Below are 22,561 nucleotides of genomic sequence, written 5' to 3'. Positions count from 1 at the left end.
AGATAGTTGTGGCCTGCACTGGCCTCTTCGCAGCACAAGGCTGCTCCCACACAGGAGCGGCGTTGGCTTGCTGACGATGGGGCCAGTACCGATAATGCGGCATGACCGCCCAACCGCAGACCCTCTACCAACAAGCCCTGACCGACCACGGCTATGTCCATGACCCCGCCCAGGCCCACGCAGTCGATGCGTTGCAAGCCTGTTTCGAGGCGATCGAACAGGGCCGCCTGACCCAGGGTGTCTACCTCTGGGGCCCTGTCGGCCGGGGCAAGACCTGGCTGATGGACCAGTTTCACCGTTGCCTGCAACACCCCAGCCGGCGCCAGCACTTTCACCATTTCATGGCCTGGGTGCACCAGCGGTTGTTCCAGCTCAACGGCACCGCCGACCCGCTGCTGGCCCTGGCCCGTGAACTGGCCCGGGAGATTCGCGTACTGTGCTTCGACGAGTTGTTCGTCAATGACATCGGTGACGCGATTATCCTCGGCCGCCTGTTCCAGGTGTTGTTCGACCAGGGCGTGGTGATTGTCGCCACCTCTAACCAACCGCCCGACCAACTCTACCGTGATGGCTTCAACCGTGACCGCTTCCTACCCGCGATTGCCGCCATTGAACGGCACATGCGGGTGTTGTCGGTGGCCGGCGAGCAGGACCATCGCCTGCATCCGGGCGCTGTGCGGCAACGTTACTGGGTCACTGAGGCCGGCGAGCGCGGCGTGCTGGGTGAAGTGTTCCACCAACTCAGCCCGGCTGACCCCGGCAGCGAGCAGCCGCTGGCCATTGGCTCAAGGCAGATAAACGTCATCCGGCGCAGCGAGCACGCCATCTGGTGCCGCTTCACCGACCTCTGCGAGCAGCCCTTGGCGGCGATGGAGTTCATGGCCCTGTGCGACCGTTTCCCGTCGATTCTGCTGGAAGGCGTACCAGCGTTAGGTGGCGAGCAACGGGCCGGGCGGATTGCCCGCGGTACTGAGGATGGCGCGGCGCGGGTCGCGGCAGGAGACCGGGAGCTGCCGGCGCTGTCGCCCAAGGACGATGCGGTGCGCCGGTTCATTGCCCTGGTCGACGAATGCTACGACCGCCGGGTGGCGTTGTACCTGGAGGCGCAGGTGCCGCTTGACGCGCTTTATACCCAAGGGTACTTGGCGTTCCCGTATCAACGCACCTTGAGCCGCTTACGCGAGATGCAGTTGCAACGCTTCGGCTAAGCCCGCTCCCACAGTGATCGCGCATAAGTTTAGATTTTGCCCAAGGCAGTTGCGCCCGCTCAGTAGGTTGGGGGCTAGCCGACTCAGCGCCCCAACCACTCGATCAGCGTTCGGTTGAACCGCACCGGCTCTTCGATCTGCGGCGCGTGGCCCATACCCTCGAACGTCACCAGTTCACCCTGGGGGATCAGCTTGGCCACTTGCGGCCCCAGCACCTGGTATTTGCCCAAACGTGCCTTGACCTCTGGCGGCGCGATGTCGCTGCCGATGGCCGTGGTGTCCTGATCACCGATCAGCAACAGGGTCGGCATCTTCAGGTCCTTGAACTCGTGGTACACCGGCTGGGTGAAAATCATGTCGTAGATCAACGCCGAGTTCCACGCCACTGCTTCATGCCCCGGCCCTTGGTTGAGGCCCACCAGCATCTGTACCCAGCGCTCATACTCCGGCTTCCAGCGCCCGGCGTAATAGGTCTTGCGCTCATACTCACGCACCCCGGCGGCATCGAGCTTGAGCTCCCGTGCATACCACTGGTCCACCGTACGGTAGGGGACGCCCAGGGCCTTCCAGTCTTCCAGGCCAATCGGGTTGACCATCGCCAGGCGTTCGACTTGCTGCGGGTACATCAGCGCATAGCGGGTCGCGAGCATGCCGCCGGTGGAGTGGCCAAGCACAATGGCCTGCTTTACGCCCAGCTGGTCGAGCAAGGCGTGGGTGTTATGCGCCAATTGCTGGAAGCTGTACTGGTAATACGCAGGTTTGCTTGAGGTGCAGAAGCCGATCTGGTCCGGGGCGATGACCCGGTAGCCGGCTTTGCTCAGGGCATTGATGGTGGTTTCCCAGGTCGCGGCGCAGAAGTTCTTGCCATGCATCAGCACCACGCTGTGGCCATTGGCCTGGCCTTGGGCGGGTACGTCCATGTAGCCCATCTGCAGGGCTTGGCCCTGGGAGCTGAAGTCGAAATGCTTGAGCGGGTGAGGGTAGCTGAACCCTTCGAGTTGTTTGCCGTAGGTGGGCGACTCGGCAGCAAGGGCCGGGCCGCCGACAAGGCAGGCAAGGGCCAGGGCGGTTGCGCGCAGCATGGGGGCACTCCGTGTAGGGCCATGTAGGAATAGGCGACTGTATCAGCCAGTTGACCGCCTGAAGCGGCAAAGGTGTTACCAGGCGTGAAACCAGCCCAGGGTGATCATCGCCACCACGGCGTAACGGCCGGCCTTGGCCAGGGTCACCAGCAGCATAAAGCGCCAGAAGGGCTCACGCATGATCCCCGCGATCAGGGTCAGCGGGTCGCCGATCACTGGCATCCAGCTCAGCAGCAGCGACCACTGCCCCCAGCGCTGGTAGCGTTGTTGCGCGCGTTCGAGCTGGCGGGCGCTGAACGGGAACCACCGCTTGTCACGCAGGTGCTCGATGGCCCGGCCCAATACCCAGTTGACCACTGAGCCAAGCACATTGCCCAAGGTGGCCACCAGCAACAAGGTCGGCCAAGCGTCGGGCTGGCGCAGCAGCAAACCAACCAGCACGGCCTCCGATTGCAACGGCAACAGGGTGGCGGCGCCGAAGGCGCTGAAGAACAGCGCCCACTCGCTGAGCATCAGTAGTTGGCGACCACGGTGTCCTGGCCATCCTGGGTCACACCGATGACCTGGTAAGCGTCTTTGTGGTCACCCATTTCCATGCCCGGCGAGCCCATGGGCATGCCGGGGACGGCCAGGCCCTTGAGGTCGCTGCGTTTGGCCAGCAAGCGGACCTGTTCGGCTGGCACATGGCCTTCGACGAACTTGCCGTCGATCACCCCGGTATGGCATGACGCCAGGCGCGGTGCCACGCCCAGGCGTTGCTTGACTGCGCTCATGTTCGGTTCGACGTGGTCGTTGACGGTGAAGCCGTTGTTGCGCAGGTGGCTGATCCAGGCCTTGCAGCAGCCGCAGTTGGGGTCGCGGTAGACATCGATGGCCTCGGCGGCCTGGGCCAGGCCAGTGATAGCCAGCAGACCGAGGGTCAGCAGGTGTTTGTGCAGCATGGTGAAACACTCCTTTAGAAACGCAGGCGGATACCGGCCACCAGGCGGGTCTGGCCGGTGTCTTCGCCGTCTTCGCGGGCCTGGTCGGCGCGGTCGCCGTGCAAGCGATTGAAACTGACCCCGACGTACGGCGCGAAGCCACGGCTGATTTCATAGCGCAGGCGCAGGCCGATTTCGCTGTCGGCCAGCCCCGTGCCTTGCTCGCGGCGCCTATCGTCGCGGCCAAAAACGTTCGCTTCCAGGGTGGGTTCGAGTACCCAGCGGTTGGTCAGCAGCATAGCGTAAGCGGCTTCCAGGCGCAGCGCGGTCTGTTGCCGCTCGCCGACGTAGGCAGTGGCCTCCAGCTCAACGCCATACAGCGGCGTCCCCTGGATACCGAAGGCTCCCCAGGCCTGGCCGCTGGCGGGCTTGAAGTCTTGGCGCAGGCCGCCGACCAGTTCCCACCAAGGGCTGATGGCGTGGCCCCAGAGTGCCTGCAGTTCGGCCTTGTGGGTTTTGCCCTGCTCGCGTTCGCCTTCGCTGCGCAGCCACAGGCGGTCGATGTCGCCGCCGACCCAGGCGTTTGCGTTCCAGTTCAACGCGCCGCTGCTGTCGAAGTGCTGGTATTCAAGCTGGTCGACGATCACCGCCCCGTTCAGCGCCCGGTCATGCACCTGGTGCCCTGGAAGCGGCGGAAAGGCTGCGCGACGGTCGGCGTCACTGAGCACCGGCAGCGGCGTACGCGGTGGTTGCGCAGGCGGCGTTGCGTGGTTCATCTGGCTGTGGTCCATGGGCATGGCGCCGTGGCCCCTGTGCTGCAGGCCGGCGGCCATGGCGCGTTCACTGGCGAGCAGCGCCACCAGGGCCACACCGGTGACGATGCGACGGCTATTGAGCTCATTCATCGACGCGTACCTCGCGGAACATGCCGGTCTCCATGTGGTAGAGCAAATGGCAGTGGTAGGCCCAGCGGCCCAGGGCGTCGGCAGTAACTCGGTAGCTGCGGCGGCTGCCAGGCGGGATGTCGACGGTGTGCTTGCGCACCAGAAAGCGCCCCTGTTCGTCTTCCAGGTCGCTCCACATGCCATGCAGGTGGATGGGGTGGGTCATCATGGTGTCGTTGACCAAGGTGATGCGCACCCGCTCGCCATAGGCCAGGCGCAACGGTTCGGCATCGCTGAACTTGACCCCGTCGAACGACCAGGCAAAGCGCTCCATGTGGCCGGTCAGGTGCAGCTCGATGTCGCGTGAGGGTTCGCGGCCATCCGGGTCGGGGTAAGGGCTGCGCAGGTCGGCGTAGGTCAGCACGCGCCTGCCGTTGCCGCGCAGGCCGATGCCTGGGTCGGCGAGGTTGGGCTGTGGGGCCATGGTCTGCATGTCCACCAGTGGGTTGCCGGTTTCGCTGGGTGGGTGTTGCTGCAGGGTGGCCATGCTGGAATGGTCCATGCCTGCCATGTTGCTGTGGTCCATGCCTGCCATGGCGCTGTGGCCCATGTCGGCCATGCTCAGTACGGGGCGCGGGTCGGGTTGCGGCACGGGGGCCTGCAGGCCGTTGGCGCGGGCCAGGGTGCCGCGCGCGTAGCCACTGCGGTCCATGCTCTGGGCATACAGTGTGTAGGCGGGCAGGTCGCCGACGGTCACCAGCACGTCGTAGGTTTCGGCCACGGCGATGCGCAGTTCGTCCACGCTCACGGGTGTCACCGGCAGGCCGTCGGCGGCGATCACGGTCAGTGTCAGGCCGGGGATGCGGAAGTCGAAATAGGTCATGGCCGAGGCGTTAATCAGTCGCAGGCGCACGGTTTCGCCCGGCTGAAACAGGCAGGTGAAGTTGCCATCCGGTGGTTGGCCATTGAGCAAGTAGGTGTAGGTAGCTGCGCTGACATCGGCCAGGTCCGTGGGGCTCATGCGCATGCGCGCCCAGCTCATGCGTTCGGCGACGGTGGTGCTCCAGCCATTGGCGGCCACGTCATCGATGAAATCGCCGAGCGTGCGTTTGTGATAGTTGAAGGCGTCGGACTGTTTTTTCAGGGTCGCCAAGAGCTGTTCAGGGGGCTGGTCCGACCAGTCGCTGAACAGCAGCACATGGTCACGCTGGTACTGATGCGCCTCGGGTTCGCGGGGTTCGATCACGATCGCCCCATACACCCCGGCCTGCTCCTGCAGCCCGGAATGGCTGTGGTACCAGTAGGTGCCGCTTTGGCGCAGGGTGAACTGGTAAAGGTAGTCGCCGCCGGGCTCGATACCGGCAAAGCTCAGGCCTGGCACACCGTCCATGTTGGCCGGCAGGAGGATGCCATGCCAATGGATCGAGGTGCTTTGGGCGAGGCGGTTACGCACGCGCAGGCTGACGGTGTCACCTTCGCGCCAGCGCAGCAGCGGGCCGGGTAGGCTGTCGTTGACGGTCAGGGCGGTGCGCGGGCGGCCGGTGATGTTGACTGCGGTCTGGCCGACCGACAGCTCGAAGTGCTGGCCGGCCAGGTCGCGGCCGTCGGCGGCCTGGGCCAGTGGCCGCCAAAGCCCCAGGCCCGCCAGCGTAGTGGCGGCGCCCAGGCCTTTGACGAAGGTACGGCGGGAGGGGTTGCGCAACATGGCGTGGCCTCATGCGAGAGAGCCTTGATGTTGGCCGTTGCTGGCTGTCAGCCAGCTGAGCTGCGCATTACAGCGTTGTCAGGCGGCGGCCTCGTCGTGGCGCAGGTCACGCATCAGCAGGCCGTACTCCAGCGGGACCTGCTCCGGAATCGGCAGGTACACCACATGGCCGTCACCCGGAGCTACCTCGATGGCCTGCTGCTGGCGGTCGCACAGGCGGTGCAGGTCGAAATGGTAGTTGCCGCGCGGGGTCATCAGCTCCAAGTGGTCGCCCACGGCGAAGCGGTTCTTGACCTTGATCTCAGCCAGGCCGTCCACACGCGCGCCGGTCAGTTCGCCGACGAACTGCTGGCGGTCAGACACCGAGTTGCCACGCTGGTAGTTCTGGTACTCATCGTGCACATGCCGGCGCAGGAAGCCTTCGGTGTAGCCGCGCTGCGCCAGGGATTCGAGGTTGCCCATCAGGGCGCGGTCGAAAGGCCGGCCTGCCACGGCGTCGTCGATGGCCTGGCGGTAGGACTGCACCGCGCGGGCGCAGTAGAAGTGCGACTTGGTGCGGCCTTCGATTTTCAGCGAGTGCACGCCCATGCTGGCCAGCCGTTCGACGTGCTGGATGGCGCGCAGGTCCTTGGCGTTCATGATGTAGGTGCCGTGCTCGTCCTCGAACGCCGGCATCGCTTCCTCTGGGCGGTTGCTTTCCTGCAGCAGGAAGACCTGATCGGTTGGGGCACCGAGCCCCAGGGTCGGTTGCACTTCGCGCACGATGTCGCCGGTAGCATCCTCGCTGGCCGGCGTGGCGTCGTACTTCCAGCGGCAAGCATTGGTGCAGGTGCCTTGGTTGGCGTCACGCTTGTTGAGGTAGCCCGACAGCAGGCAGCGGCCAGAGTAGGCCATGCACAGGGCACCGTGGACGAACACTTCCAGTTCCATGTCCGGCACGTGGTGGCGGATGTCTTCAATCTCTTCGAGCGACAGCTCTCGCGACAGGATCACCCGGCTCAGCCCCAGCTGTTGCCAGAACTGCACGCTCGCCCAGTTGACGGTGTTGGCCTGCACCGACAAATGCACCGGCATCTGTGGGTAGTGCTGGCGCACCAGCATGATCAGGCCGGGGTCGGACATGATCAGCGCATCCGGCGCCATCGCGATCACCGGTGCGAGGTCCTTGAGGAAGGTTTTCAGCTTGGCATTGTGCGGGGCGATGTTGATTACCACGTAGAAACGCTTGCCCAGGGCATGAGCCTCCTGGATGCCCAGCGCCAGGTTGGCGTGGTCGAATTCGTTGTTGCGCACCCGCAGGCTGTAGCGTGGTTGGCCGGCATAGACGGCGTCGGCGCCGTAGGCGAAGGCGTAGCGCATTGTCTTGAGGGTGCCAGCGGGGGCCAGCAGTTCGGGCTTGGCGGGAGGGGTCATGTGCGCACCGGGGCAAAAGGCCTGGATGCTAAGGCTTGGCGGTTTTGCTGGCATTGACCTGAATCAACGGCGCGACGGCACTTTTACCCCTGTGCCGCGCACTAACGTTCAGGACACTTGAGGATCCTTCATGAACGAAACCGCTTTGCAGAACAGAGCCTTGGCCGTGCTCCTGGCACTGGTGACCATCGCCTTCGTGTGGATCTTGCTGCCTTACTACGGGGCCATCTTCTGGGCGGTGATTCTCGGCATCCTGTTCGCGCCGCTGCAGCGTAGCCTGCTGATACGGTTTGGCAGACGGCGCAACCTTGCCGCCGCCACGACGCTGTTGATTTGCCTGGTGGTGGCTGTATTGCCTGTGATCATCACCAGTGCCTTGTTGGTGCAGGAGGGGGCGACGTTGTACCAGCGCATCGAGAGTGGGCAATTGGACATTGCCGGCTACGTCGAGCATGGCATGAACATGCTGCCGGGGTTCGTGCAGCACGGCCTGGACAGCTTGGGCATCGGCAACCTGGAAGGGCTGCGCGAGAAGATCACCAAATGGGCCACCCAAGGCAGCCAGGCGTTGGCCAGCCAGGCCTACAGCTTTGGGCAGGGCACGTTCGAGTTTCTGGTGAGCTTCGGCATCATGGTTTACCTGCTGTTCTTTTTCCTGCGCGAGGGTGCGGAAGTCGCGCGCCGCGTACGCCTTGCGGTGCCCCTGCCCGAACACCAGAAGCGCCGCTTGCAGCTGAAGTTCAACCGCGTGGTGCGAGCAACGGTCAAGGGCAACGTGTTGGTTGCCATTACCCAGGGCGCGCTTGGCGGCTTCATATTCTGGGTGCTGGATATCCCCAGTGCGTTGGTGTGGGCGGTGATGATGGCGTTTCTGTCGCTGCTGCCAGCGGTGGGGGCGGGGATCGTGTGGGCGCCGGTGGCGGCGTATTTCCTATTGAGCGGGGCGATTCTGCCGGGGGTGATCCTCACGGCATTTGGGGTGCTGGTGATCGGCCTGGTGGACAACGTGCTGCGCCCGATTCTGGTGGGCAAGGACACGCGCATGCCGGATTACCTGATTCTGGTGTCCACATTGGGTGGGTTGGCGGTGTTCGGGCTCAACGGGTTTGTGATCGGGCCCTTGATCGCCGCCTTGTTCGTGTCGAGCTGGGCGATTTTTGTAGCCACCAAGCCGCAGGTGCAGTTGCCGCAGTAGGGCTGCTTTGCAGCCCATCGCCGGCAAGCCGGCTCCCACAGGTGCGGCGCTAACCTTGGCGTCTGCACAGATCCTGTGGCTTGCCGGCGATGAGGCCTGAACAGGCTGCAACTGGGGTTGATTACAGCCAGATCGCATCCCAGTGTGAGTAATCCCCAATTCGCTCTACCAAACCCGCCCGCTTAGGGTTCAAGACGATGTAACGTGCACTGCCTGCACATTCTCCTCCCTTCGCAAGGCTCGATCATGAAAGCCTTTCTGCCAGAGCCGCCCACTGCGTCCTTGCAGTCTGTTGATCGCCAGCGTGCTACGTGACTTCACCCGGCGCATCAGGGTTTTCAGGCTCACCGGCCCCAGCTCAACCAGCCAATGAAAATGGTCAGGCATCACCACCCATGCCAGAGATTGAGCTGCGCCTTCGTCCTGCGCCTGGCGCAACTGAGCGACCAGCAAGCGGGCAGACTGAAGCTCATTCAGAAGCGGGGCTCTGTGTAGCGTTGTGCTGGTTAGTAGGTATAACCGGTTGGGCTCTGAAAACCGACCGAGTCTCAATTGGCTAGAGCGAGGACTGTCCATGTTGCCTATTCCTGATGGTTTGCTCATCAGGCTAGTGACAGTGGGCTGTTGGTGCGGGCTGAATTGAGACCCAGTATTTCAAATTTAATGGACGCCGCTCCCATCGCCGGCAAGCCCCCACAGGGATAGCGCTGGCCTTGAGCACTGAGCATTTTTTGTGGGAGCCGGCTTGCCGGCGATTGGGCTGCAAGGCAGCCCCGTTTGGGTCGGGTCAGGATGCTTGCGGCATCTCGCCCTTGGCCAGGCGCCGGTTGATGTCGGCAATCACTTCGGGCAGCTCATTGATGGTGTCGATCAGGTAGTGCGGGCGGGAGCTGGCGAACAGCGCGTGAATGCGCGTGCGCTCGCGCTCCAGTTTCTCGGCACTCAACGCGCGGTAGCCTTCCCAGGTCAGCCCCAGGGCGTTGCCGGAGCACACCAGTGCCACCGTCCACATGCCTGCACGGCGGCCTTCGAGGATGCCCGGTACGGTGTCATCGACCTTCACGCAGGCGGCCACGTCATCGATGCCCAGGGCAATCACGTTGGCCAGGGCCTGGGCCGGCCAGGGGCGGCCGTTCGGGGTTTCGTCGGTGGCCACCACATGGTCGGCGACATAGCCGTTTTGGGCGGCAAGTTCCACCACTTTATCCATCACCACCTTCGGGTAGCCCGAGCACGAGCCGATCTTCAGGCCGTCCTGGCGCAGGCCGGTGAGGGTGTCCAGGGCGCCGGGGATAAGCGCCGAGTGCACGGCGATCTTCTCGATCTGCAGCGGCATGAAGCGGTTGTAGATGGCCGTGACGTCATCGTCGGTGGGTGTGCGGCCGAACACCTTGCGGTAGCGTTCGGCGATTTCCGGCACGTTACACAGGGTGCGGATGTGGTCCCACTTGCCCATGCCCATCGGGCCTCGGGCTTCTTCGATGGACACCTGGACGTCGAACTCGGCAAAGGCTTCGACGAAGATCTGGGTGGGGGCGAACGAGCCGAAGTCGACCACGGTGCCGGCCCAGTCGAGGATGGCGGCTTGCAGCTGGGTAGGGTTGCTGTAGTTCATGTGCGCTATTTCCTGAATTGGGGTGGGCAAAGGGTCAGATGTCCAGCACTTCCATTTCCCGCAGCACTTCGGCCACGGCGTTGACTGCAGCCTGCATGCCATCAGGCCCGACCACGCCGATGCAGCCGACGCGGAAGGTCTCGACCTGGGTCAGCTTGCCGGGGTAAAGGATGAAGCCCTTGGCCTTGACTCGCTCGTAGAAGTCTTTGAACTGGTAGCGGGCATCGTTCGGGGCATGGAAGGTGACGATGATCGGCGCCTGGATATCGGCCGGCAGGAAGCTGCGCAGGCCGAGGGCGGCCATGCCGTCGAGCAGGGCCTTGCAGTTGTCGGCGTAGCGCTGGTGGCGCGCGGGCAGGCCGCCTTCTTCGTTGTACTGCTGCAGCGCTTCATGCAGCGCCGCGACCACGTGGGTAGGTGGGGTGAAGCGCCACTGGCCGGTCTTGGCCATGTAGGCGTGCTGGTCATGCAGGTCCATGGCCAGCGAGTGGGCATTGCCTTCGGCGGCGGCCAGGGCGGTTTTTTCGGCGAAGACGAAGCCCATCCCCGGCACGCCTTCCAGGCACTTGCCCGAGGCCGCGATCAGTGCGTCGAAGGGGACCTCGCGGGCATCGATCGGCAGTGCGCCGAACGAGCTCATGGCGTCGATGATCAGGCGCTTGCCGTGGCGCTTGATCACCTGGGCGATCTCGGCCAGTGGGTTGAGGATGCCGGTGCTGGTTTCGCAGTGGATCAACGCCACGTGGGTGACGGCTGGGTCGGCGGCCAGCAGGCGGTCGACATCGGCGGCGGTGGTCGGTTGGTCTTCGGCGGTTTCGAAGGTGCTGTAGGTGCGGCCCAGCACCTTGCAGATTTTCGCCAGGCGTTGCCCATAGGCGCCGTTGATCAGCACCAGCACCTTGCCATTGCGGGGTACCAAGGTGCCGATGGCGGCTTCCACGGCGAAGGTACCGCTGCCTTGCAGGGGGACGCAGTGGTGGCTGACGCTGCCGTCGATGATCGCCAGCAGTTGCTCGCAGACGCTGGCGGTGAGTTGGTTGAAGTCGTTGTCCCAGGAGCCCCAGTCCACCAGCATGGCTTGGCGGGTGCGCAGCGACGTGGTCAGGGGGCCGGGGGTCAGCAGGATGGGTGCGTTGCTCATTCCGTGGTTCCTCACAAGCGGCGGGTGGTCAGCCGAAAAATCTGGCGCTGAAACTACGGGGGCTAGGTTGCAATTGGCTAAGCTATCAATCAAATTGTTTGTTGTTATGCCAGCCATAAGTCAGGCCGATAAACATGAACCTGTTCCAGCTCCGCGCTTTCGATGCCGTCGCCCGTGAGGGCAGCTTTACCCGTGCCGCCGCGCGGCTGTTCATCAGCCAGCCGGCTGTGACCGGGCACGTCAAGGCGCTGGAGGAGCACTACCAGATCACCCTGCTCAGGCGCACGGCACGGCGGGTGGAACTGACCGAGGAGGGCACGCGGCTGGCGGCCATCACCCGGGCGATGTTCGGCCTGGCCGAAGAAGCCCAGGCGATGCTCGAGGCCAACCGGCAGTTGCTGACGGGGCGCCTGGAGGTGGCGGCGGACGGCCCGCACCGCGTGATGCCGATGCTCGCCCAATTGCGCGAGCGCTACCCGGGCATCACCGTCAACCTGCGCTTGGGCAATGCCCAGGAAACCTTGGCCGCGCTGTTGTCCGAGCACGCCGATGTCGCGGTGCTGACCGAAATCGAACCGCGCAAGGGCCTGTACCTGCAAAGCCTGTGCGAGTCGCGGCTGTGCGCGTTGCTGCCAGCGGGGCATGCGTGGGCGAACGGTGAAGGCGACTTGCCGTTGACCGCGCTGAATCAGCAGATCATGGTGCTGCGCGAGCCCAGTTCGACCACCCGCCGTACGTTCGACAAGGCCTGTGCCGCTGCCGGGGTGCAGCCCCGTGTGCTGCTGGAGCTCGACAGCCGTGAAGCGGTGACCGAGGCGGTGGCGTCGGAACTGGGGGTTGGCGTGGTGTCGTCGACCGAGGTGGCCCATGACCCGCGCGTGGTGGCGCGGCCGCTGGCGGGAGACGGCCTGGTCAATCAACACATGATCGGCTGCCTGGAGCGGCGCCGCGAACTGCGGTTGATCCAGGCGTTTCTGGGGTTGGCGGCCAACCTGTGAGGCGACGCTGGCGTTTTTCCTGCCCCGGCCTAAGATGGCCGGCATAGACCCACCTGGATGGCCGATGAGCGATAAAGACACCATCTCCATGCAACTGGTGCGTGAAGCCCTGTTGCAGACCTGCCCGGCCGGGCAGCCCGATGTCGGCGTGCTGCAGCGTGCCGGTATCGACCCGACGCAGCTCGAGTTGCCCCAGGCACGCGTCTCTGCCGATGCCTATGCGCGGCTGTGGCGGCTGCTGGCGCGCCGCTGCAACGACGAGTTTTTCGCCATGGACCCACGCGGGCTGCCGGTGGGCAGCCTGGCGTTTCTGACGCGTGCGGCCATGGCGCAGCCTACGCTCGGGGCTGGCCTTGAAATTGCCATGGGGTTTCTGTCGCTGATGCTCGAAGACTTGCAGCCAAGCCTGGTGCGCCAGCAAAGCCTGGCCGAAATCGTCATCAACGAGCCGCGTGAGCAACCGCGCCGGGCCTTTACCTATTTTACCTTCTGGATGATCGTGCACGGCGTCGCGTGTTGGCTGGCGGGGCGGCGCATTCCGATCCTGGCCATCGACCTGCGCTGCGCCGAGCCGCCGTTCTGTGACGATTACCGGGTAATGTTCTCGGAGAACCTGCAGTTCGAACGCCCGCGATCGCGCATCATCATTGCGGCCGACTGCCTGGACCTGCCGCTTAAGCGCACACCGCAGGAATTGCAGCGTTTTCTGGCCGAGGCGCCGGGCAACATCCTGGTCAAGTACCGCGACCCGGCCAGCCTGGCCCGGCGTATCCGTGGCCAACTGCTGGCCCTTGACCCGGCGCAATGGCCGGATGCCGAAAGCCTTGCCCACGACTTGTGCCTGTCTGGCGCGACCCTGCGGCGTCGCTTGGCCGACGAGGGCCAGACTTATCAGCGGCTCAAGGACAGCGCCCGCCGTGAGTTGGCCATCGCCTGGCTGGCGCAAACGGAGCCGGCCCTGGGCGAGATCGCCGAGGGGCTGGGGTTTGCCGACAGCAGTTCGTTCTACAAGGCCTTTCGCAAATGGTTTGGTTGTAATCCGGGGCACTACCGGGCGCTGATCCAGGCAGAAGGCCTTGGCGGAGCTCGGGGCGATTGAAGCGTTTCCAGCTGATGGGAAGGGCATGCAGGCACAAGCATGTACGGCCCATCGCCTACCACTGGAACCGCCATGCCCACGCCAACTGCCACTCAGCAATTGCCTGCCGTGCAAGCGAAGCTGTCGACTGCAACGGATGACTTCATCAAGGGCCAGTTACCCGACTGGCTAAAGCGCGCCACACCCTCGCAGATCAATGCGCTGCGCAGCCTTTTCAGTGAGCACAAGAAAAGCCAGCAGTTACTGCACGACGCAATCGGTGGCTTGCCCCCGCTGCGGCAATTTGCCGAAACGCATTTTCAAACGCTGCTGCCGGACACCTTGCCCCCAGGTGTGCGATTGGCAGATTTGTTTTGGATCAAAGTGACCAACGCAGCCCAGCCGGATTTGAACAGGTTTGCCTACCCCCGCAAGTACACCTACGAACCCGCGTTGGCCCGCCTGATGCAGGGCTTGCAAACCGGCGCTGATTTTCTGTTGAGCAAGGGCCTTGGCTTTGAAGGGAGCACCTCCCTGCTGGTGGAGGCCGATGACGCGTTTATTGACCGCTGTCGGCAACTGGACGTGGGCAGGCGCTATCAGGATGAACTAGACCAGGTCTATAACCCGCAAAACCTGAACCTGCTTGCCGCGGACAAACGCAACGGCTTCAGCCTGGCTGTCGAGCTTGCTGCGCTAAAAGGGCACCTCACCGCGTGGGAGCATGCAGCCCTGCGCGATGTTGCGGCGTTTTCCCCGAATACCTATGGGCAGCCCAAACCTCACTTTGTCAGCACGCTCGAGATGCTCGGGCAGACACTTTCCAATACCTTGCTGATTGAGCTACGTACACCCGCCAACGTCAGCCAGGGCGTGCTGCTGTACCTGCCTGGCGATTCGCATAACGCCTTGCGCCGCTACGTGTCGATGGCCGAGATGCAGCAGACGCTTGCCGTCGAGTTGCAGCAAGCGGGCTTTCGCCAGGCGCTGGCGCAACAAGTGAGCCTGAAGCAGCGTCCTGGGTTTACGCAGACACTCGGCTTGCGCTTGCAGGACACGCAACCGGACCTGTCGCTGACACGGGGTGAAATGGTCGAGGACGCCTTTCTGACGTTGGCCAGGCTGCAGGTGCTACAGGCGAAGGCCGATGCCCGGTTGCTGCTGGTGCCCACCGTCGACGTCGACAAAGCGGCAACCGAGCATAGCTTGCAGATGTGGAAGGCGCTGGGCATCGGCGTGGTCAACTTGGCCGGGCTGTTCGTGCCAGCAGTGGGGGCGTTGCTGTTGGGGCAACTGGTGGTACAGACCTTGTCCGAGGTGTTCGAGGGCGTCAGGGATTGGTCGCGGGGCCATCAGCATGAGGCGCTGCAGCATTTTCTCAGCGTCGCCGAAGTGGTGGCGCTCACCGGCGCGACGGTCGCCGGGGTGGCGGTGGTGCGCAGTGTGTTCGTTGACAAGCTCGAACCCGTCGCCTTGGGCACGCAGCAGGTGCGGCTGTGGAACAACGACCTGGCCCCTTATGAAACAACCCCTGAAGACCGAAGCCTGCAGTCTGATGGCCTGTATGGCGCGGGCAAGCGCCGCTGGCTGCGTTTGCAGGCCCGTTATTACGAAGTGCATCGCCCTGTGGCCAACGGCTCTTGGCGCTTGCGCCATCCGCTGGACGACAGTGCCTATGGGCCGGCGCTGGTGCACAACGGCGAGCGCGGCTGGCGCTTGCAGCTCGACCAGCCACTGGCGTGGGACGACAGCGCCCGCATGCTCGATTGCCTGTGGCCACAGGATCCGCCCGTCGACAGGCAGACGGCCGAGCAGATCCTGAAGGTGGCCGGTATCGACCAGGATGAATTACGCGGTGTGCTGGTGGAGAACCGTGCGGCCCCCATCACCCTCGCCGACACGCTGCGCCGTTTTGCTGCGGACGCACGCATCGAGGCTTTCGTCCGCCACTTAGGCAACGAAACGCACCTGCCCCGCGATGAAGAGCTGCTGACTTGGCTAAGCGCGCAGCGTGAAGTCGCAGGCCCTTCGGCTGGCCTGCGCGACAGGTTGCTGCTACAGCTGCCGGCCATGCGCTGGCGGGCGTTCGAACATTTGGCCTACGCCCCGCGCTCCGCCGCCTCAGTGGCCGGCCTGGTGTTGCGCGAGTTCCCAGGATTGCCGAAGGGTTACATCCCTGAGGTGCTGAAAGATTGCAGTGCAGTCGAATACGCCATTGCCCGTCGCGAGCAGCGGTTACCACTGCCACTGGCGAGCAAAGCGCGAGCGCTGCTGCGCGCCGCACGCCTGACCCGAGCCATCGAAGGTTTCTACCTGGCCAGTGCCAGTTGCAGCGAAACCGATGAGCTTGCCGTCGCCTTGCTGCGCAAGCTGCCAGCGTGGCCCGCTGGCCTCGCGCTGGAGGTGCGCGAGGCGACGCCGCAGGGTCGGCTGGTGGCCAGCTTTGTTCCCGAGGGCCAGGGAACGGCGCGTGTTCAGTTGGTTCGCATCAATCGGTATTTCCAGCTGTACGATGCGCAAGGGCAAGCCCTGGCACAGCCCCACCCGGTGCCTGCCACGGTTTTCGAAGCCCTGGTCGCGGCGTTGTCGTCAGCCCAATTGCAAGCACTCGGCATTGAAGGGGATGACCCGGCCCTGGCCTTGAGAGAAAAGCTGCGAGCACAGTTGCCAGCCTCACACCAGGATTGTGTGGCACTGCTTGGATGGACGCCGCAACAGCGCTGGTTCAATCCGGGCCAGCGCCTGGCCGATGGCCGCGTGGGCTATTTGCTCAGCGGCCGGGGTGCGGTGGTACAGACTTCGCGGCAAACCTTGCTCACCGGCTTGCGCCGGCTTTTCCCGGGTCTGGACGACAACCAGCTGAACCAGGAACTGGAGCACCTGCTGCAGGGCGAGGACATGCCGTTTGCACGGCTGGCAGGTTTGCAGGATGACCATGAGCAATTGAATCGGGCGGTCAACCATTGGGTATCCGCAGAGTTCAGCAATAGCAGGCGGGCCAGTCGGCAGTTGATCGCCGATCGGGTGCTCCGTGCCTGGCGTGGACAAGGGGAGCGCTTGTCACTGGGCTTCGGCGAACTGGCCAGCCTGCCGGCACTGCCAGGGCACGTGCACTTTCGCTTCGTGACGTCGCTGGTCATTAACGACACCGCCATCAGTAGTGTGCCGAGTGACTTTTTGCACAGCTTCACCCACGTGCACTACCTGAACCTCAGTGGTAACCGGTTGTTGAGTATTCCGCCCGGGCTCAGCTACCTGCCTCAGTTGCGGACACTGCGGCTGGCGCGCAACGTGATCCGTCTGAATGCGTCGGCTGTCGAGACACTTGCCGGGCTGGCCGAACTGACACGGCTGGACCTGAGCTACAACCCGCTGGGGGCGCTGCACTTGCGCTTCAATCGGCTGCAGCAACTGATGCATCTGAACCTGCGCCACTGCCGGTTGGGTATCTGGCCGCAGTACATCGAGCTGTGCCAGAACCTGCAGGTGGTGGACCTGCGTGACAATCAGCTCAGCGCGGTGGCTGATGAAACACTGCAGATGCCGCAAGCCTTCCGCCAGGTGTTCCTGGTGGGGCGCAACCGCTTGAGCAACCGCCAAGTCATGGCCCTTTACGCCCCCGAAACGATACCCGAGGTGCTGGAGGCCACTGTGGACCCCGCGTACGTGCGCGACTTATGGCTTCAGGCCTCGCCTGAGCCACTGCAGGACGAGCGAGCCTTGGCATGGGCAGCCATGGCCATGCATCGCAACAGCGACGCTTTCATTCAATTGCTGGGGCAATTGGAACATGCCTCTGATTATGAGCTGGCACGCCCGCACATAGCCGGTCAGGTGTGGGCGCTGCTGGAGGAGATGCGCCTCAATGACACGCTGCGCAATGCAGTATTCGAGCAGGCTGTCGACACGCCGTCTGGCGAGAGACGGGCAGTGGATGTGTTCACACGGATGCAACTGCACAGCTTGCAGGCGCGCGCTCAGGCAAATGCCCATCGTCTCGAGCGGGTCAATGAGCATATCGGTTTGGGGCTCAGCCTGTTCCGTTTGGACTTCCTGAGCCTGTTTGCACGGCAGACGGCCGCTCAAGTGAATGAGGCACGGGAAAACGCCCGGCTGGCTGACCCTGCGTTAATGGGCTTGGCCGATGTCGATGTCCGGGACATTGACTTGCTCTATCGCGTCAGGCTGAGGGAGGCCCTGAGCCTGCCTGGCCAACCCCAAACCCTGCGTAATGCCGAGGCGCTGGGTGTCAGTGAGGCGTCGATAGAGGATGCCAGGCAACGTATCGAACGGGTGGGCGATATCGAGACGTTTGCCGAAGACTTGAGCCAACGCGGCTTCTGGCAGCGCTACTTGCGTAGCCAGCACGCGGAAGATTTTCTCGCCTTGGAGCATGCTCATGGTGAGCGGGTCCGCCGGTTTCATGCCGAGCAGCCAGACGCACCTGCGCCAGTGCGTGCGCAAGCCCTGGAGAACCTGGAGATCGAGCATGAGTCTGCCATGCAGCGTCACAGCGTGGCACTGACGCGCTTCGAGCTGAGGACCAGCCTGGCCCGCCAGGGCTAACGCGAGTTGCGCTATCAACCCTTGAACCAGCCTGCAGGGGCGGTTTTCCGGGTTCAGGCAGGCGGTGGTGGGCCGCAGAGTTAGCGGCTCATCCACCACTGTGATCGACACCATGACCGATACGACCCCAGACCTCCCACGGCAACAGGCAACCGACGCGTTCATCGCGCAAACGCTGCCTGATTGGCTGAAAAACGCTGATCACGAACAGTTGCTGGCCCTGCGCAGCAGCTTTGATGAGCACATGCAGAGCCAGCAGAAGATTCAGCAGACGTTTGCCCGGCTGCAGCCAATCGACACGTTCGCCACCGCGTTGCTGGAAGAGCGGTTGCGCGTCGCCATGGCAGTGGATATCGCGCTGGCCAAGGCGCAATGGCGAGAGCAGCGTTTCAAGAAAGTCAACGATCTGCCAGCCCAGCAGTTCGAACCCTACTTCGTGCGCCTGCCGGCATTGCAGAGACTTATGCAGAACTTCAAGGCCGGTGAGTCGTTTTATCCAGATACTGGGCTGGTGTACCCATACGATTCTGCGACGGGCGAGGCGGAGGAAGTGTTGACCACCTCGGGTGAGATGCTGGTCGAGACCTGTCGAGCGCTGGATATTGGCAAGCAGTACCAGGAGCACCTCGACACGCTGCTTGATGCCGACTGTATGGCCCTGATTGCCGATGACAAGCGCTTGCAGCTAGTCCTGGCTATCGAAATCGCGACGTTGAAAGCGCAGTTGCCGGACGATGACTTGGCGATGCTGCGGCGGATCGTGCAAGGCAAGCCGCCGACTCATGCTCGCAGCAACCGCGCCTATGTAGGCGCGTTGACTGTGCTGGATTGCCGAGTAGAGGGTGCCATGGCATTCGAGCGGCTGGATGTGGCCCCGTTGTACGGCTCAAAGTCTTCCCGCGTCGTGACGGGTGTCATCTTGTATCTGCCAGACGATCATGAGCAGTCGCTGCGTGCCTATGGCACGTGGCGCGAGGCTAGCCTGGACCTTGGCAGGCGTTTGCGTGAGCCCGGCTATCAGCGGGCATTTAGCCAGCGCATCGCGTTAGCCGACCGCCCTGAATACCTCAATACCTTGGGCAAGCGTCTGGCCGATGCGCACACCGATGCCCAGTGTGCTTGCGAGGAGATCCATGAGGCGCTGTTCGCGACCTTGGCTGCACAGCAGGTGCAGCGGATCCGTGACAACGCACGGTTTATCGCGGTGCCCACTGCCCAGGTCGATGCCCGCGTCAGTGCCCAACGCTTGCGAACGCTGGAGGCGATAGGCATGGGCCTGCTCAACCTGGCCGGCCTGTTCGTACCCGTGATCGGTGAGGTGCTGGCGGCCGACATGATTGGCCAAACGCTGAAGGATGTGTGTGAGGGGGTCGAGGACTGGCATCAAGGGCATCGCCATGAAGCCATCGAGCACCTGCTGGGCGTCGCCGAAACGGTGGTGGTCAGCGCTGCCTTGGTTGGCGGCACTACCGTGGTCGCCCGAGGCTTCACCCGCAGCGCGCAGGTCGATCAATTGCTGCCGATACTCAACGATGGGGGAGCGCCGCGGCTATGGGACGGGGATATCAGCCATTATGAGGACAAGGCGCCGCCCACCGACCTGCTGGCGCTGGAGAACGGTTTGCTCGCCAAAGGGGAAGGGCGCTGGTGGCGTAACGGCGATACCTACTACCAGGTCAGGCCCGTGCTTGGCCGCAGTGGCTGGCAACTCTGTCACCCGCAACGCCAGGCAAGCTTCGGCCCTATACTCGAGTTTAACGGCGAGCGCAGCTGGCGCTTGCCGAGCGAGCGACCACTGGCGTGGCAAGGGGAAGGCCTGCTGTTGGGTCGCCTTTGGCCGCCAGCGGCAGCGCTGAGCGAGCAACGTATCGGGCAGATCCTCAAGGTGGCCGATGTCGACCAGGAGCATCTGCGCGGGCTGTTGGTGGAGGCACGGCCGTTACCGGTGGCATTGCGTGACACGGTCGAACGGTTCGCCGTGGAGGCTAGAATCGAGGCGTTCTTCACGCAATTGGCCGAAGGTCAGCCGGCAGACGCCCCGCTGTGGCAGTGGTGCATGGACAGCTTGCGCATCGAGACGTTGTCATTGGAAGAGCAGCGCCTGGAACTGCTGGATAGAGCGGCAGAGCTCAGGGAGCAACTGCTGGAGCATCTCTCGCGCCAATACCTGGCGACAGACCCTTTGTTGCAGTTGATCCAGAGGGACTTCAGCGGTCTGCCCGACGCCTATGCGCTCGATGTGCTCAGGTCGGCAACTGACACCGAGCGCGCGTGGATGCTCAGGGAAGACCGCATCCCCTTACCTGTTGCTGAAAGGGCCCGTGAGCATTTGCAAATGGCGCGGCTGACGCGCATGCGTGAAGGCCTTTACCTCAAAGGCAGTTATCACCCCGATACGGTCAAACTGGTGTTTGCGCTATTGCGCCAGCAGGCCAACCTGAGCGGGGCGGTCGACCTGGAATTGCGTGAAGGCTCAGATGTCGGTCGGTTGTTGGCGCAGTTGCACCCGGGCAAGAGCTCGGCATATGTCAGCACCGTGCTGGTGAAGCGCCCAGGTGGCTTCAAGTGCTATGACGCGCAGGGGCGTGAACGGGATATCCACCTGCGCGACCCTGTCGATATCGCCGACGTGTTGGCCAGGCACCTGGCCCCTCGTGATCTTGCTCGCCTGACCTGGGATGGCAGCCAGGCCCCTGAGCAAATCCGCAATGCGCTGCGTAGCTGGCTACCTCGCGAGCGTCAGGCGCAGGCCGAACTCATAGGGTTGCGCGACATCAAACCTGGGCGCAGTCCTTTGCGAAGGCTTGCCGATGGGCGCATCGGGTACCTGCTCAATGGGCGTGATGAACTGCCTGATTCGCTCCGGCAAGACCTAGTCGGCGCGGTGGGGGATTTGTTCCCGTCTTTCCGCACACTGGAAGTGGACCGCTACGTGTCGGTATTGCTCGAATCGCCGGAGACCGCCTATGCCGCGATGATCCGGCTATATAGGGAATATATGGGAATGGACCGGGCTCTGCATGCCTGGGTGTTGGACGTGCCGCCCGGCAACGTGCGTGGCGCGCGTCATCATGTGGCCAGCATGTTGCGCCGCAGTTGGCGTCTGGAAGGGCTGCGCATCGATGCCCAAGGCGCGAGTCGGGAGTATCGGCGCTTGAGCCTGGTCGGGATTGAGGTCGGGAGCTTGCCCACATTGCCTGTCGGCACGCAGTTCGGGCATGTCACCGACCTGAGTTTGATCGGCCTGCGCCTGCAGACGCTACCCCAAGGTTTTCTGCGCTGCTTCAGGGGGCTGCGATTACTCAACCTCAGCAACAATGCCCTGACTACGCTGCCAGCGGAGATCGCCGAGTTGAACCAGTTGACCAGCCTGCGTGTGTCACACAACCGCATCCGCATGACCGAGGCGCTAGCGACCAGCCTGAGCGAGTTGTCGCAGTTGGACACGCTGGACCTGAGCTTCAACCGCTTGGGCGGCGTCAGCCTGCAATTGGGTGAGTTGGCACACCTCAGGGTGCTGAACGTGCGGCGGACCAACCTGCAGACCGTACCCGTCGGGCTTGAGCGTTGTGTACAGCTGGAGTCGGCCAACCTGCGTGACAACCGCATCGCGCACGTGCGGCAAAGCCTGTTCGCCATGCCCTTGCAGCGTCGTCGGGCGGTACTGCTGGAGAACAACCCGCTGGCACTGGCCGACCGTGAACGTTTTCACGCCGTCGACCCTCTGCCGGCCCTACCGCCTGAGCCTGCCGAGAACTTTGCGCAAGCCCGGGCGCAATGGCTGGGGCAGTTGGATGGGCCCGCCAGGGCTGGCCGTGAACTGCAATGGGATGCATTGCAGGCCCTCGATGAAAGCTCTGAGTTTTTCAGTTTGCTGAGGGCGTTGACCCTGACCAGCGACTTCCGGCGCGAACCACAGGACCTGGCGCGCCGGGTATGGACGGTGATCGCGGCGGCCAGCGAGGATGCTGCCCTGCGTGATGAACTGTTTGAAACGGCCTCTTCACGTGGCTGTGTGGACAGCGTGATCTCGTGTTTCAGTGCGCAGGAGGTGGGGGTGATGGTGGCGCAGGCGATGCGCGCCGAAGGGGAACCAGCACAGCAAAGCGCCTTGCTTGAACTGGCCACAGGCTTGTTCCGACTGGATCAAGTCGAGGCACAGGCACGCTTGGACATCGAGCGGCGCGTGGCGCTGGAGGAGGACAGGTTGCGCGGCGCCGGGTTGGCAGAGGCTGATGCGGCACAGCGCGCCCGTGACAGCGTGGATGAGATTGAGGTCAGCTTGGCTTACCGCATTGGCCTGGCGCGTGTGTTGAGCCTGCCGGGTCAGCCAAAAACCATGCAGTTCGAGGCACTGGGCGGCGTCAACCAGCAGCAGCTCGACAGTGCCGCGGCTTCAGTGCGCTGGGCGGAAAGTACCGATGCACTGGTGAATTACATCAGTGATCGGGATTTCTGGGTCAAATACCTGCGTGCACGCCATGACGATGAGTTCGTCCAGATCAGACAACCGTTCGATGAGCAAATGGAGGCAGAAAGCCCGCTGGACGAGGCGCGTGGGAGGCAGATCCAGCATGCATACGATGAGGCTGAACGGCGGCTGATCCTGCGCCTGACGCGCAAGGCCTTGAGCGAACAGCCCTCAGGCCAAACCGCTCATCACGATTGAGCAATTAGGCCATTGCCGAGCGGCAGGTGTAGCGACACCATCGTCAGATAACGGGTGCACTCCAACAATAAAAAGCCAGGAGTCTGA

The 22,561-nt window shown here is 63.5% G+C and carries 14 protein-coding genes and 1 pseudogene; 6 read left to right on the top strand and 9 right to left on the bottom strand.

Features of this window, described 5'->3' with window-relative positions; all coding sequences use genetic code 11:
- Nucleotides 1-101 precede the first annotated feature (101 nt).
- On the top strand, nucleotides 102-1,208 hold the full coding sequence (gene zapE, locus HU750_RS21275; RefSeq protein ID WP_186682208.1) for a cell division protein ZapE: 1,107 nt from the start codon (nucleotides 102-104) through the stop codon (nucleotides 1,206-1,208).
- Between the two features lie 83 nt (nucleotides 1,209-1,291).
- Here the strand turns inward: zapE and HU750_RS21270 are convergent, their stop codons facing one another.
- The 6 genes from HU750_RS21270 to trhP form a co-directional block, all read right to left on the bottom strand.
- Nucleotides 1,292-2,290 carry an alpha/beta fold hydrolase gene (locus tag HU750_RS21270; protein ID WP_099453418.1) on the bottom strand — a complete coding sequence of 333 codons (999 nt, stop codon included), beginning with the start codon at nucleotides 2,288-2,290 and terminating at the stop codon, nucleotides 1,292-1,294.
- Between the two features lie 75 nt (nucleotides 2,291-2,365).
- The gene (locus HU750_RS21265) at nucleotides 2,366-2,803 is read right to left on the bottom strand and encodes a YqaA family protein (RefSeq protein WP_186682207.1); all 438 of its coding nucleotides are present in this window, start codon (nucleotides 2,801-2,803) and stop codon (nucleotides 2,366-2,368) included.
- Nucleotides 2,803-3,231 (bottom strand): DUF411 domain-containing protein, encoded by a 429-nt coding sequence (locus tag HU750_RS21260; RefSeq protein ID WP_186682206.1) that lies wholly within the window; start codon nucleotides 3,229-3,231, stop codon nucleotides 2,803-2,805. Before HU750_RS21260 ends, HU750_RS21265 begins: the two co-directional genes overlap by 1 nt.
- 14 nt (nucleotides 3,232-3,245) lie before the next feature.
- On the bottom strand, nucleotides 3,246-4,115 hold the full coding sequence (locus tag HU750_RS21255; protein WP_186682205.1) for a copper resistance protein B: 870 nt from the start codon (nucleotides 4,113-4,115) through the stop codon (nucleotides 3,246-3,248).
- Nucleotides 4,108-5,796 (bottom strand): copper resistance system multicopper oxidase, encoded by a 1,689-nt coding sequence (locus HU750_RS21250; protein ID WP_514132427.1) that lies wholly within the window; start codon nucleotides 5,794-5,796, stop codon nucleotides 4,108-4,110. The genes HU750_RS21255 and HU750_RS21250 overlap by 8 nt, the downstream gene beginning before the upstream one ends.
- An 81-nt stretch (nucleotides 5,797-5,877) precedes the next feature.
- Entirely contained in the window at nucleotides 5,878-7,212 is a 1,335-nt protein-coding gene (gene trhP, locus HU750_RS21245) for a prephenate-dependent tRNA uridine(34) hydroxylase TrhP (RefSeq protein WP_186682201.1), read from the bottom strand.
- A 130-nt stretch (nucleotides 7,213-7,342) separates the two neighbouring features.
- On the opposite strand from trhP, the gene HU750_RS21240 reads away from it, so the two are divergent.
- The gene (locus tag HU750_RS21240; RefSeq protein ID WP_027596563.1) at nucleotides 7,343-8,407 is read left to right on the top strand and encodes an AI-2E family transporter; all 1,065 of its coding nucleotides are present in this window, start codon (nucleotides 7,343-7,345) and stop codon (nucleotides 8,405-8,407) included.
- Nucleotides 8,408-8,528: 121 nt separating this feature from the next.
- Here HU750_RS21240 and HU750_RS21235 read toward each other — a convergent pair.
- From HU750_RS21235 to HU750_RS21225, 3 genes and pseudogenes are all read right to left on the bottom strand, one after another.
- A pseudogene (locus HU750_RS21235) lies at nucleotides 8,529-8,983 on the bottom strand (REP-associated tyrosine transposase).
- 211 nt (nucleotides 8,984-9,194) lie between these two features.
- Nucleotides 9,195-10,022, bottom strand: coding sequence for a phosphonoacetaldehyde hydrolase (phnX, locus tag HU750_RS21230; protein WP_027596561.1), 828 nt, complete (start codon nucleotides 10,020-10,022; stop codon nucleotides 9,195-9,197).
- Nucleotides 10,023-10,056: 34 nt separating this feature from the next.
- Nucleotides 10,057-11,163, bottom strand: a complete 1,107-nt coding sequence (locus tag HU750_RS21225; RefSeq protein WP_186682199.1) for a 2-aminoethylphosphonate--pyruvate transaminase — start codon at nucleotides 11,161-11,163, stop codon at nucleotides 10,057-10,059.
- 134 nt (nucleotides 11,164-11,297) lie between these two features.
- On the opposite strand from HU750_RS21225, the gene HU750_RS21220 reads away from it, so the two are divergent.
- The 4 genes from HU750_RS21220 to HU750_RS21205 all read left to right on the top strand — a co-directional run bounded on the left by HU750_RS21220 (nucleotide 11,298) and on the right by HU750_RS21205 (nucleotide 22,474).
- Entirely contained in the window at nucleotides 11,298-12,161 is an 864-nt protein-coding gene (locus HU750_RS21220; RefSeq protein WP_186682197.1) for a LysR substrate-binding domain-containing protein, read from the top strand.
- Nucleotides 12,162-12,225: 64 nt separating this feature from the next.
- Nucleotides 12,226-13,260: an AraC family transcriptional regulator gene (locus tag HU750_RS21215; RefSeq protein WP_186682195.1), complete on the top strand. Its 1,035-nt coding sequence runs from the start codon at nucleotides 12,226-12,228 to the stop codon at nucleotides 13,258-13,260.
- Nucleotides 13,261-13,332: 72 nt separating this feature from the next.
- Entirely contained in the window at nucleotides 13,333-17,805 is a 4,473-nt protein-coding gene (locus tag HU750_RS21210; protein WP_186682193.1) for an NEL-type E3 ubiquitin ligase domain-containing protein, read from the top strand.
- Nucleotides 17,806-17,917: 112 nt separating this feature from the next.
- Nucleotides 17,918-22,474: an NEL-type E3 ubiquitin ligase domain-containing protein gene (locus tag HU750_RS21205; protein WP_186682191.1), complete on the top strand. Its 4,557-nt coding sequence runs from the start codon at nucleotides 17,918-17,920 to the stop codon at nucleotides 22,472-22,474.
- Nucleotides 22,475-22,561: the final 87 nt, after the last annotated feature.

The organism is Pseudomonas sp. SWRI50 (genome assembly GCF_014269095.1).
In the GTDB taxonomy this organism is placed as follows: Bacteria; Pseudomonadota; Gammaproteobacteria; order Pseudomonadales; family Pseudomonadaceae; genus Aquipseudomonas; species Aquipseudomonas kermanshahensis.
This window is presented reverse-complemented; position numbering and strand designations above follow the sequence as displayed.

Excerpts from the sequence above, each read along its gene's own strand:
- HU750_RS21215 (WP_186682195.1), top strand. The coding sequence starts at position 12,226 with ATGAGCGATAAAGACACCATCTCCATGCAACTGGTGCGTGAAGCCCTG.
- HU750_RS21210 (WP_186682193.1), top strand. The coding sequence starts at position 13,333 with ATGCCCACGCCAACTGCCACTCAGCAATTGCCTGCCGTGCAAGCGAAG.
- trhP (WP_186682201.1), bottom strand. The coding sequence starts at position 7,212 with ATGACCCCTCCCGCCAAGCCCGAACTGCTGGCCCCCGCTGGCACCCTC.
- HU750_RS21270 (WP_099453418.1), bottom strand. The coding sequence starts at position 2,290 with ATGCTGCGCGCAACCGCCCTGGCCCTTGCCTGCCTTGTCGGCGGCCCG.
- HU750_RS21260 (WP_186682206.1), bottom strand. The coding sequence starts at position 3,231 with ATGCTGCACAAACACCTGCTGACCCTCGGTCTGCTGGCTATCACTGGC.
- HU750_RS21220 (WP_186682197.1), top strand. The coding sequence starts at position 11,298 with ATGAACCTGTTCCAGCTCCGCGCTTTCGATGCCGTCGCCCGTGAGGGC.
- HU750_RS21255 (WP_186682205.1), bottom strand. The coding sequence starts at position 4,115 with ATGAATGAGCTCAATAGCCGTCGCATCGTCACCGGTGTGGCCCTGGTG.
- HU750_RS21225 (WP_186682199.1), bottom strand. The coding sequence starts at position 11,163 with ATGAGCAACGCACCCATCCTGCTGACCCCCGGCCCCCTGACCACGTCG.
- HU750_RS21205 (WP_186682191.1), top strand. The coding sequence starts at position 17,918 with ATGACCGATACGACCCCAGACCTCCCACGGCAACAGGCAACCGACGCG.
- zapE (WP_186682208.1), top strand. The coding sequence starts at position 102 with ATGACCGCCCAACCGCAGACCCTCTACCAACAAGCCCTGACCGACCAC.
- HU750_RS21265 (WP_186682207.1), bottom strand. The coding sequence starts at position 2,803 with ATGCTCAGCGAGTGGGCGCTGTTCTTCAGCGCCTTCGGCGCCGCCACC.
- phnX (WP_027596561.1), bottom strand. The coding sequence starts at position 10,022 with ATGAACTACAGCAACCCTACCCAGCTGCAAGCCGCCATCCTCGACTGG.
- HU750_RS21240 (WP_027596563.1), top strand. The coding sequence starts at position 7,343 with ATGAACGAAACCGCTTTGCAGAACAGAGCCTTGGCCGTGCTCCTGGCA.